9 protein-coding genes are annotated in these 10,350 nt (G+C 73.4%); 4 read left to right on the top strand and 5 right to left on the bottom strand.

All coding sequences use genetic code 11. The features are described from left to right. Positions 1 to 55 precede the first annotated feature (55 nt). Positions 56 to 550, bottom strand: coding sequence for a DUF3145 domain-containing protein (locus ACFCV8_RS33250; RefSeq protein ID WP_376689230.1), 495 nt, complete (start codon positions 548 to 550; stop codon positions 56 to 58). A 461-nt stretch (positions 551 to 1,011) separates the two neighbouring features. On the opposite strand from ACFCV8_RS33250, the gene ACFCV8_RS33255 reads away from it, so the two are divergent. Both ACFCV8_RS33255 and ACFCV8_RS33260 read left to right on the top strand, forming a co-directional pair. Beyond that, positions 1,012 to 1,875 (top strand): SGNH/GDSL hydrolase family protein, encoded by an 864-nt coding sequence (locus ACFCV8_RS33255; RefSeq protein ID WP_376689236.1) that lies wholly within the window; start codon positions 1,012 to 1,014, stop codon positions 1,873 to 1,875. 17 nt (positions 1,876 to 1,892) lie between these two features. Further along, a complete protein-coding gene (locus tag ACFCV8_RS33260) occupies positions 1,893 to 2,897 on the top strand; it encodes an aldose epimerase family protein (RefSeq protein WP_376689237.1) in 1,005 nt (334 codons plus the stop codon). A gap of 11 nt (positions 2,898 to 2,908) precedes the next feature. On the opposite strand, the gene ACFCV8_RS33265 is transcribed toward ACFCV8_RS33260, so the two are convergent. Continuing rightward, the gene (locus ACFCV8_RS33265) at positions 2,909 to 5,386 is read right to left on the bottom strand and encodes a glycoside hydrolase family 3 protein (RefSeq protein ID WP_376689238.1); all 2,478 of its coding nucleotides are present in this window, start codon (positions 5,384 to 5,386) and stop codon (positions 2,909 to 2,911) included. Positions 5,387 to 5,550: 164 nt separating this feature from the next. Here ACFCV8_RS33265 and ACFCV8_RS33270 point away from each other — a divergent pair, with 164 nt between their 5' ends. Further along, positions 5,551 to 6,204 (top strand): TetR/AcrR family transcriptional regulator, encoded by a 654-nt coding sequence (locus ACFCV8_RS33270; protein WP_376689231.1) that lies wholly within the window; start codon positions 5,551 to 5,553, stop codon positions 6,202 to 6,204. 120 nt (positions 6,205 to 6,324) lie between these two features. Beyond that, positions 6,325 to 8,271: a flavin monoamine oxidase family protein gene (locus tag ACFCV8_RS33275; RefSeq protein WP_376689232.1), complete on the top strand. Its 1,947-nt coding sequence runs from the start codon at positions 6,325 to 6,327 to the stop codon at positions 8,269 to 8,271. Positions 8,272 to 8,291: 20 nt separating this feature from the next. On the opposite strand, the gene ACFCV8_RS33280 is transcribed toward ACFCV8_RS33275, so the two are convergent. The 3 genes from ACFCV8_RS33280 to ACFCV8_RS33290 all read right to left on the bottom strand — a co-directional run bounded on the left by ACFCV8_RS33280 (position 8,292) and on the right by ACFCV8_RS33290 (position 10,246). Beyond that, complete coding sequence (locus ACFCV8_RS33280; protein WP_376689233.1) at positions 8,292 to 8,900, bottom strand: LysE family translocator; 609 nt, start codon at positions 8,898 to 8,900, stop codon at positions 8,292 to 8,294. Positions 8,901 to 8,914: 14 nt separating this feature from the next. Next, on the bottom strand, positions 8,915 to 9,724 hold the full coding sequence (locus ACFCV8_RS33285; RefSeq protein ID WP_376689234.1) for an EI24 domain-containing protein: 810 nt from the start codon (positions 9,722 to 9,724) through the stop codon (positions 8,915 to 8,917). A 90-nt stretch (positions 9,725 to 9,814) separates the two neighbouring features. Continuing rightward, a complete protein-coding gene (locus tag ACFCV8_RS33290) occupies positions 9,815 to 10,246 on the bottom strand; it encodes an organic hydroperoxide resistance protein (protein WP_376689235.1) in 432 nt (143 codons plus the stop codon). Between the last annotated feature and the right edge of the window lie 104 nt (positions 10,247 to 10,350).

Here is a 10,350-nt window from a genome sequence, read left to right on the forward strand (position 1 = left end):
CCGCCTCCCCGCACGTGGGGAGGCGGGCCTCGGTCGTGCCGTGGGCCGTCCGTGCTCAGACCACCTGGTGCAGCCAGCGGACCGGGGCGCCCTCGCCCGCGTGGCGGAAGGGCTCCAGCTCGTCGTCCCACGGCTTGCCGAGCAGTTTGGCGATCTCGGCGGCCAGGTCGCTCTCGCCCCGCTTCGAACGCGCCAGCGCGGCCCGCAGCCGGTCCTCGGGCACCAGGATGTCGCCGTGCAGGCCGGTCACGGCGTGGAAGATGCCCAGGCCCGGCGTGGAGCTGTAGCGCTCGCCCTCCGCCGTGGCGCTCGGCTCGGCCGTCACCTCGAAGCGCAGCATGTCCCAGCCCCGCAGCGCGGAGGCCAGCTTGGACGCCGTGCCGGCGCGGCCCTGCCAGGAGAACTCGGACCGCCAGGTGCCGGGCGCGGCGGGCTGTCTGATCCAGTCGAGCTGGACCCGGACGCCGAGAACACCCCCTACCGCCCACTCGACATGGGGGCAGAGCGCGCGCGGTGCGGAGTGAACGTACAGAACTCCACGTGTCGTCACCGGGACCTCCAGTGTGGAACGAAGTTCGCCTTCTCCAGCAACCTCGCGCCCGAACCGTCGATTCTCGGCCGGATCCCGAGGTTGTCATCAGTAAACAGCATCGGGGTGAAGCTCCTGAAAAAGGACAGTATGTGACGTGGTGTGATTTCCGGAAAGCCACTCAAGTGGAGCCGAGTGGGGGACAGCGCCGCTGGTTCGCCGAGGAAAAGCTACCGCGCTGCGGGGGCCCCGGTGTGACGTACGGTCGGTCCCGGGCCCTTCCTTCGCTCAGCTTTCACCCGCCAGGGCGTCGGGGCCCTCCGACCGGTGCCACCAGGGGTTGCCGGGGGCATAACCGAGGGGAGCACGGCATGCAGGATCGTTTTGCCCGCCACCGTCCGCGTACCGGTGGTGCCCGTCCGCGTACCGGTGACGGTGGCCGTCGCGCCGGTGGCGCCACCCGTCCGCGTGCCGTCGCCGCGATGCTGACGGCGGTCTGCCTGCTCGGCACGGCCGCCCTGGCCGGTTGCAGCTCCGGGACGGGGAGCACGACGAAGGGGGCCGCCGCGCAGCCCTCCGCCCGGCCCGGACCGGTCTGGGACCGCAGGCCGGCGTCGGTGGCCGCGGTGGGCGACTCCATCACCCGGGGCTTCGACGCCTGCTCGGTGCTGGCGGACTGCCCGGAGGTCTCCTGGGCGACCGGTACGGACGGCGAGGTCCGCAGCCTCGCGGTGCGGCTGCTCGGCGACGCGAAGGCCGCCTCGCACAGCTGGAACCACGCCCGGACCGGGGCCCGGATGGCCCAGCTCCCGGAGCAGATGGCGCAGGCCGCGCAGGAGCGACCCGATCTGGTGACGGTGATGATCGGCGCCAATGACGCCTGCCGGGACTCCGCCCGCTACATGACGCCGGTGGCCGATTTCCGGAGCTCGTTCGAGGCGTCGATGCGGCAGCTGCGGGCCGGCGCGCCCAAGGCGCAGGTGTACGTGTCGAGCGTGCCGGACCTCAAGCGGCTCTGGTCGACGGGGCGCGACAACGCGCTGGGCAAGCAGATCTGGAAGCTGGGGATCTGCCCGTCGATGCTGGGCGACGCCGACGACCTGGGCCCGGACGCGACGGCCCGGCGCGCGGAGGTGCGGGAGCGGGTGGTGGCGTACAACGGGGTGCTCCGGGACGTCTGCGCGAAGGACCGGCTCTGCCGCTACGACGGCGGCGCGGTCTTCGAGTACCCCTTCACCGGCAAGCAGCTCAGCCAGTGGGACTGGTTCCACCCGGGGCGCGACGGGCAGGCCCGGCTCGCGGAGATCGCCTACCGCAATGTCACCGCCCTCCGGCCCCCCGCATAGGCTTCACGATCATGACCATGATCACGGGTTCGGGCACGGCGGTACGGGCGGACGACTTCGGCACTCTCGCGGACGGCACCCCGGTGCACCGCTGGACGCTGGAGCGGGACGGCACGCGGGTGCGGGTGCTGACGTACGGCGGGATCGTGCAGTCGGTCGAGGTGCCGGACCGGGACGGGGTGCGGGCGCCCGTCGCGCTCGGGCTGCCGGACCTGAACGGGTACCTGGCGTTCCCCGGCCCGTACTTCGGCGCGCTGGTCGGGCGGTACGCGAACCGGATCGGCGGGGCCGGGTTCGAGCTCGACGGGCGCGCGTACCGGCTGGCGCCGAACGAGGGGCGCAATCAGGTGCACGGCGGGGCCGGGGGCTTCGACAAGCGCGTGTGGCGGGCCCGGGAGGTGGCGGACGGCATCGAGCTGTCGCTGGTCTCCGAGGACGGCGAGGAGGGCTTCCCGGGCCGCCTCGCGGTGCGTGCCGCGTACACCCTGGAGGCGGGCGGGGCGCTGCGGATCGCGTACCGGGCGAGTACCGACGCGCCGACGGTGCTGAACCTGACGAACCACACGTACTGGAACCTCGCGGGCGCCGGCAGCGGCAGCGCGCTGGGGCAGCTGCTGCGGATCGCGGCCGGGCGGATCACCCCGGTGGACGCCGAGTCGCTGCCGACCGGTGAGCTGCTGCCGGTGGCCGGGACCCGGTTCGACTTCCGCGAGCCGGTGCCGGTCGGGGCGGGTTACGACCACAACTTCGTGCTGGACGCGCCGGACGCGGGCACGGGCCCGGCGGCCGAGCTGTACGACGCGGGCTCGGGACGCGTGCTGACGGTGACGACGACGGAGCCGGGGCTCCAGCTGTACACTGCGGACCACTTCGACGGGCGGCCGTTCGGCCCGTGCGCCGGGGTCGCGCTGGAGACCCAGCACTTCCCCGACTCCCCGAACCGGCCGGAGTTCCCGAGCACGGTGCTCCGGCCGGGCGAGGAGTTCGTCTCGACGACGGTGTACGGCTTCTCGGTGCGCTGAGGCCCGGGGCGTTACGCGTCGATCTCCACGGCCGCCGTCAGGCGTACGTCGGCAAGCGAGTGGGCCGCCTGGATCTCGTAGCCGCCGGGGACCGGGACCCAGCCGTACGCGTCCTCGTCCCAGATCTCGTAGCCGCGCGGGTCCAGGGCGATCGTCACCTCGGCGCTCCCGCCGGGCGCCGCCTCGGCGCGGGCGAAGCCGACGAGCCGGCGGGCCGGGCGTCCGGCGGTGTCCTCGCGGGGCGCCAGGTAGATCTGGACGGTCTCGGCGCCCGGCCGGGTGCCGGTGTTGCGGACGCGCACGGTGGCGGTGTCCCGGTCGGCGGTGAGGCTCTCGTACGACCAGGTGGTGTAGCCGAGTCCGTGGCCGAAGGGGTAGGCGGGGGCGGTACCGGCCCGCTCCCAGGCCCGGTAGCCGACGAAGACGCCCTCGTCGTAGCGGAGTTCCCCGTCGGTGGGGGTGGTGTTCGCCACCGGTACGTCGGTGAGGGCGGCCGGCCAGGTGGTGGGGAGCCGCCCGCCCGGCTCGGCGGCGCCGAGCAGCACGTCGGCCAGGGCGTGTCCGGCCTCCTGCCCCGGGAACCAGGCGAGCAGCACCGCGGCGACCTCCTCCCGCCACGGAAGCTCCACCGGGGAGCCGGAGTTGACGATGACCACGGTGTTCGGGTTGGCGGCGGCGACGGCGTGCACCAGCTCGTCCTGGTGGCCGGGGAGCCGCAGATCGGTGCGGTCGAAGCCCTCGGACTCGACGCGTTCGGTGGTGCCGACGACGACGATCGCGGTGTCCGCCGCGCGGGCCGACTCCACGGCCTCGGCGATCAGTTCGGCCGGGTCGCGGCGCGGGCCGAGGTGGCAGAGGGCGAACGAGACGCCCAGGACGGGCGCGTCGTCGCCGAGGGTCTCGGGGACCTGCCGCAGCGAGACCCGGACGGGCTCGCCCGCGGTGAGGCCGATCCGGCCGCGCTCCAGCGGGTTGCCGAAGAAGGCCTCGCCGGGGTCGGCGGAGACCACCCGGTGCAGTCCGTCGTACAGGGTCTCGCCCGCGACGGTGAGGGTGAGCGCGCCGGTGCCCCGGGTGCCGAAGACGTGCTCTCCGGTGTCGCGCGGGGTGAAGGTGCCGGTGATCTCGACGCTGTGCAGGGTGGCGCGGGTGACGCCCTCGGGGAGGTCGTCGCCGATCCACTGGACGGTGCCGCCGGGCAGCGGTGCGGAGCCGAGGACGGTGCCGGCCGCGTCGTAGCAGACGGCGCGCAGCTCGAAGCCCTGCTCGGCGGGGGTGAGTTCGGTGTTGGGGTCGGCGCCGACGCGGTAGTCGACGGTGCCTTCGGGGAGGGCGGCGAGCAGGCCGTCGAGCGGGGTGACGACGTGGTCCGGGAAGACCTGGGCGGAGCCGCCGCCGAGGACCCGGGCGTCGCGGGCGAGCGCCCCGCTGACCGCGACGGTGCGGACGGCCGCCGGGTCGACGGGGAGGACGGGGCGCCCCCCGGGTGCGTCGCCGCGCACTTCGTTGCGGACCAGGACGAAGGAGCGGCGGGCGATCTCGCGGGCCAGCGCCTCGCCGTCGATCCCGGCGGGGCGGTCGGCCGGGGCGACGGCGGGCGGGGCGCCGTCCAGGACGCCGACGCGGGCGGCCAGCCGCAGCACGTTGCGTACGGCGCCGTCGACGACGGACTCCTCGACCTCGCCGGCCCGTACCGCGTCGGCGAGGGCCTTGCCGTACACCGTCTTCGGGCCGGGCATCGCGATGTCGAGGCCGCCGTCGGCGGTGGCGGCGGTGGAGCGGGCGGCCAGCCAGTCGGAGACGACGCAGCCGTCGAAGCCCCATTCGCCGCGCAGCACCGTGTTCAGCAGGTAGTGGTGCTCGGTCATGGTGGTGCCGTTGACCCGGTTGTAGGCGGCCATGATGCCCCACGGGCGGGCGCCTGCGACGATCCGTTCGAAGGGGGAGAGGTAGATCTCGCGCAGGGCGCGCGGGGCGACCACGTTGTCCACGGTGAAGCGGTCGGTCTCGGCGTCGTTGGCGACGTAGTGCTTGACGGTGGTGCCGACCCCGCCGTCCTGCACCCCGCGCACGTAGCCGGTGCCGATCTCGCCGGTGAGGTACGGGTCCTCGCTGTACGTCTCGAAGTGGCGCCCGCCGAGCGGGGACCGGTGGAGGTTCACCGTCGGGGCGAGGAGGACGTGCACGCCCTTGCGCCGGGCCTCCTGGGCGAGCAGGTGCCCGGCGCGGCGGGCCAGGTCCGCGTCCCAGGCGGCGGCCAGCGCGGTCGGCGAGGGCAGGGCCACGGACGGGTCGTCGGCGCTCCAGGCGACGCCCCGGACCCCGATCGGCCCGTCGGACATGACCAGCGAGCCCAGCCCGACGGCGGGCAGCGCGGGCAGCGACCACATGTCCTGCCCGGCCAGCAGCCGCGCCTTGTCGTCGAGCCCCAGCGCGGCGAGCGCCGCTTCGACGGCGGCCTCACGGACCTCGTCGGGGTGAGTGGGCATGGGCGCGTCTGTCACGGCCGTACCTCCGTGTCGGATTCCGTATTGAACGCCTCCATACTGACCCCGTTACGGGTAGGCCAGTAGGTTTCGTTACCTTTCCGATATTCACGGGATGACGTACGGTCCCAGTACGGGGGTGACGGGCGTCGGGAGGGGCTGGGGCGATGGTTCGGGGCAGAAGTACGGAGCGGCGGGCGGAGATCGTCCGGGCGGCGCTCGAAGTGATCGCCGAGCGGGGCTACCGGGGCGCCTCGCTGAGCGCCGTCGCCGAGCGAGTCGGCCTCAGCCAGCAGGGGCTGCTGCACTACTTCCCCACCAAGGAGGCGCTGCTCCTCACCGTGCTGGAGGAGCGCGACCAGTGGGACACCGGGGGCGGCGCCGGGGGCGACGGGGTCTGGCCGGTCGAGCTGCTGGCCTCGCTGGTGGAGTACAACGCGATGCGGCCCGGCATCGTCCAGACGTTCTCGGCGCTGCTCGGCGAGAGCGTGACGGAGGGGCATCCGGCGCGGGCGTTCTTCACCCGCCGCTACACCCAGGTCCGGGCGAGCATGGCGGCGGTCCTGCGCGCGGAGTACGGCGAGCGGCTGCCGGGCGGGCTGAGTCCGGAGCGTGCGGCCCCGCTGCTGGTGGCGGTGCTGGACGGGCTCCAGTACCAGTGGCTGCTGGACCCGGAGGCGGTGGACATGCCCGCGGCCTTCGGGGACTTCCTGGCACTGCTGCGGGAGCCGGGGGCGGCCGGGGAGCCGGGAGCGCAGGAATCGCCCGAGGGGCCAACAGCCCATCCGGAAGCGGGAGTTCCGGAGAACCGATCATCATGACATTCCCCGCGGCGCCGCGGGGGCGGGTTGCCCGGACCCTCACCACCTGCGGGTGATTTCGGGGCCGTCTACGCGCGTTCGGGCATCGGGCACCCCGCCGGGCACCCCAGGGTTTACCGCATGACTTCCACGCCCACAGGCCCGTCAGCCGGCCTGCCCTCCCGCCGCACCCTGCTCTCGGGCGCCACCGCCGGCGCCGCCGCGCTGGCCGTGACCGCCGCCGCCGGCCCCGGCACCGCGAACGCCGCCACGAACGCCGCGCCCGCCGCGCCGCCGGCACCCGAGGCCACCGGTTCGGACTGGGAGACCTGCCTCTCCGTCGCCCGCGCCATCCTCGTACGCGACGCGCAGGACAAGTCGTTGGTGCCGTACTACCGCGACGTCCTGCTCTCCAAGGGGCTGCCGCGCGGCCGCAGGGCCCCCAAGAAGGTGCTGGTCATCGGGGCGGGTCCGGCCGGGCTCGCCGCCGCCGATCTGCTCCACCGCGCCGGGCACACCGTCACCGTCATCGAGGCCAACGGCAACCGCGTCGGCGGCCGGATCAAGACCTTCCGCCCGGGCGGCCACGAGCGCGCGAAGGCCCCGTTCGCCGACCCGAAGCAGTACGCCGAGGCGGGCGCGATGCGCATCCCCGACAGCCACCCGCTGGTCACCGGGCTGATGGACGGCTTCGGCCTGAAGCGCCGCCCCTTCCACCTGGTGGACGTCGACGCCCAGGGCCACCCCGTCAACCGCACCTGGCTCCACGTCAACGGCATCCGGGTGCGCAAGGCCGACTACACGAAGAACCCCCGGAAGGTGAACCGCTCGTTCGGCGTGCCCGCCGCGTTCGAGGACAAGCCCGCCGCGCAGATCGTGCGGGAGGCGTTCGCCCCGGTCCGCAAGGAGTTCGAGGGCAAGGAGGGCACCGCGCTCGTCGAGGGCTGGGCCCGGGTCGTCCAGCGGTACGGGCACTGGTCGATGTTCCGCTTCCTGACCGAGGCGGCCAAGCTCGACGAGCGCACCATCGACCTGATCGGCACGGTCGAGAACCTCACCTCCCGGCTCCACCTCGCCTTCGTGCACAGCTTCATCGGGGCCTCCCTGATCAGCCCGGACACCGCCTTCTTCGAGCTGCCGGGCGGCACCGGCACCCTCGCCGACGCGATGTACGAGCGGGTCAGGGGCCTCGTGAAGCTGGACCGCCGGGTCACCCGGATCAGCCACGGCGAGCACGGCGTCGAGGTCGAGACGGTCTCCGAGGGCCGCGACGGCAAGCCCCTGGTGCGCCAGACCTTCCGCGGCGACCGGGCGATCATCACCGTGCCGTTCTCCGGACTGCGCCACATCCCCGTCAGCCCCGCGCTCTCGTACGGCAAGCGGCGCGCGGTCACCGAGATCCACTACGACGCGGCGACCAAGGTGCTGCTCGAATTCAGCCGCCGCTGGTGGGAGTTCGACGAGAAGGACTGGAAGCGGGAGCTGGAGCGGATCAGGCCCGGCCTGTACGACGCCTACCGGCAGGGCAGGGCGCCGGCCGACGGCTCGCTGCTGGGCGCCCACCCCTCCGTGCCCTCCGGCCACCTGCCGGACAACCAGCGCGTGCACTACGCGGCGCACCGGGCCGTCGCCCGCGACCAGCCCGAGGCGGCCCGGGTCATCGGCGGCGGCTCGGTCACCGACAACGCCAACCGCTTCATGTACCAGCCCTCGCACCCGGTGGAGGGCAGCAAGGGCGGCGTCCTGCTCGCCTCGTACAGCTGGGCCGACGACGCGCTGAAGTGGGACTCGCTCGACGACGACGAGCGCTACCCGTTCACCCTGGCCGGGGTGCAGGACGTCTACGGGCAGCGGATCGAGGTGTTCTACACGGGCGTGGGCGCCACCCAGTCGTGGATGCGCGACCCGTACGCGTACGGCGAGGCGTCGGTGCTGCTGCCCGGCCAGCACACCGAACTCCTCGCCCATGTGCGCTCGGTGGAGGGTCCGCTGCACTTCGCGGGCGACCACACCTCGGTCAAGCCCGCCTGGATCGAGGGGGCGCTGGAGTCCGCGGTCCGCTCGGCGCTGGAGGTGCACAGCAGCTGACCGCAGGGGCGGGGCGTCGCTCAGCGGGCCAGGCCCAGGGTGACGCCCAGTCCGACGAGCACCGATCCGATGCCGCGGTTGAGCGCCTTCTGCCACCTCAGCATCCCGGTGCGGAGCCGCACGTTCGAGAAGAACAGCGCGACCAGCGCGAACCAGCCGAAATGGGCGGCGGACATGAACAGCCCGTAGCCCGCCTGCCGCCACAGCCCGGTCCCGGGCCCGACGACCTGGGTGAAGGTCGACACCACGAAGAGCGTGGTCTTGGGGTTCAGCGCGTTGGTGAGGAAGCCGGTGCGCAGGGCCCCGGACCGGGTCAGCTCCGGCCCGGACCCCAGGTCCACGTCGACGTCCCCGCGGGCGAGGAAGGTCCGGACCCCGATGTAGACGAGATAGGCCGCGCCGACCAGTTTGAGCGCGGTGAACAGCGCGGTCGACGAGGCGATCAGCAGCCCGACGCCGAGCATCGTGTACGTGACGTGGACGAGGACCCCCGCGGCGACCCCGGCGGCGGCCATGAGCCCCGTCGTGCGACCGTGGAGGTAGCTGTTGCGGACGACCATCGCGAAGTCCGCGCCCGGACTGATGACGGCGAGGACCGTGATGACGGCGACGGCGACGAGCTCGGTCATGACCGGGCGGCCCCTCAGTCCTTGTCGAGCCGGTACGGCGCGGGGGCGGGTTCGCCGTCCTCGCCGTCCCCGTCCCCGTCCCCGTCCGCCGGGGACACCAGGTCGCGGGCCAGCAGGGTGGCCCCGGCGACGGCGCCCGGCATCAGGAACACGGCGACGAACGGGACCAGGAAGGCCAGCCCCAGCGGTACGCCGAAGCCGAGGGTCAGCATCCGCCGCCCGCGCAGCAGGGCGAGCCGGTCCCGCAGCGCCATGCCGCGGCGCTGGAGCGCGACGGCGGTCAGCTCCTCGGCGAGGAAGTAGCCGGTGACGCAGAAGCCGAGCACGGGAACCACCGTCTGGCCGAGCACCGGGACGAAGCCGAGGGCGAAGAGCAGCAGCGAGTAGAGCCCCACCCGCACCAGGATGCGGACGCTGTCGCGGGCGGAGATCCACAGCTCCCGCCAGAGCGGCAGCCCCGACTCGGGGACCTCGCCGCCCTCCGTGCGGTCGACCTGCTCGGAGAGCGATTCGTAGAAGGGCTGGCCGACCAGCAGCGTCACGGCGGTGAAGGTGATCACGGCGAGGAAGAGGCCGAGGCCGAAGACCAGCACGGTCAGGGTGGTGCGGAACAGGCCGAGCCAGGGCGAGGACCAGTCGTCGGCGAACGGTGTCGCCCAGCCCACCAGGTCGTCGGCGCCGTAGCCGAGACCGACGAGGGCCCCCGCGTACAGCACCAGGGTGACCAGTCCGGGCAGCAGTCCGAAGCCGAACCACCGTCCGTGCCGGACGACCCAGCGCTGTCCCTTTGCCAAGTAGCCGAAGCCCGCCCCTAGATCACGCATGACGTCAGCGTACTGGCGGTGCCGGGAGAGCCCGAGGGCCGCACCCCGGTGCGGGGTGCGGCCCTCAGAACCCGCGGCGAGCGGGCGTGGTCAGGAAGCGACCGACAGCTCGACCTCGATGTTGCCCCGGGTGGCGTTCGAGTACGGGCACACCTGGTGGGCCTTCTCGACGAGCGCCTGCGCGGTGGCGGTGTCCACGTTCGGGATGGTGGCGCGGATCGCCACCGCCAGGCCGAAGCCGCCCTCGGCGGTCTTGCCGATGGAGACCTCGGCGGTCACCGTGGAGCCCGAGATGTCCGCCTTCTCCTGACGGGCCACCACGCCCAGCGCGCCCTGGAAGCAGGCGCTGTAGCCGGCGGCGAAGAGCTGCTCCGGGTTGGTGCCCGCGCCGCTTCCGCCCATGCTCTTCGGCGGGTTGACGACGACGTCGAGGTTGCCGTCGTCGGACGAGACCCGGCCGTCACGGCCGTTCTCGGCGGTGGCGACGGCGGTGTAGAGGACGTTGATGTCCTGAATGGTCATGCTGAGGATTCCTCCTGCTGTGCGCCGCGACTCGCGCCCACGATCGCGGCGGCCTGGGATGAGAATAGTGCCTGCGCCGGCGCCCGCGCCGGGCGGCGGTGCCC

Origin of the sequence: Streptomyces sp. NPDC056347 (genome assembly GCF_042262625.1) — a bacterium.
In the GTDB taxonomy this organism is placed as follows: domain Bacteria; phylum Actinomycetota; class Actinomycetes; order Streptomycetales; family Streptomycetaceae; genus Streptomyces.

Excerpts from the sequence above, each read along its gene's own strand:
- ACFCV8_RS33290 (WP_376689235.1), bottom strand. The coding sequence starts at position 10,246 with ATGACCATTCAGGACATCAACGTCCTCTACACCGCCGTCGCCACCGCC.
- ACFCV8_RS33255 (WP_376689236.1), top strand. The coding sequence starts at position 1,012 with ATGCTGACGGCGGTCTGCCTGCTCGGCACGGCCGCCCTGGCCGGTTGC.
- ACFCV8_RS33280 (WP_376689233.1), bottom strand. The coding sequence starts at position 8,900 with ATGACCGAGCTCGTCGCCGTCGCCGTCATCACGGTCCTCGCCGTCATC.
- ACFCV8_RS33285 (WP_376689234.1), bottom strand. The coding sequence starts at position 9,724 with ATGCGTGATCTAGGGGCGGGCTTCGGCTACTTGGCAAAGGGACAGCGC.
- ACFCV8_RS33260 (WP_376689237.1), top strand. The coding sequence starts at position 1,893 with ATGATCACGGGTTCGGGCACGGCGGTACGGGCGGACGACTTCGGCACT.
- ACFCV8_RS33275 (WP_376689232.1), top strand. The coding sequence starts at position 6,325 with ATGACTTCCACGCCCACAGGCCCGTCAGCCGGCCTGCCCTCCCGCCGC.
- ACFCV8_RS33265 (WP_376689238.1), bottom strand. The coding sequence starts at position 5,386 with ATGCCCACTCACCCCGACGAGGTCCGTGAGGCCGCCGTCGAAGCGGCG.
- ACFCV8_RS33270 (WP_376689231.1), top strand. The coding sequence starts at position 5,551 with ATGGTTCGGGGCAGAAGTACGGAGCGGCGGGCGGAGATCGTCCGGGCG.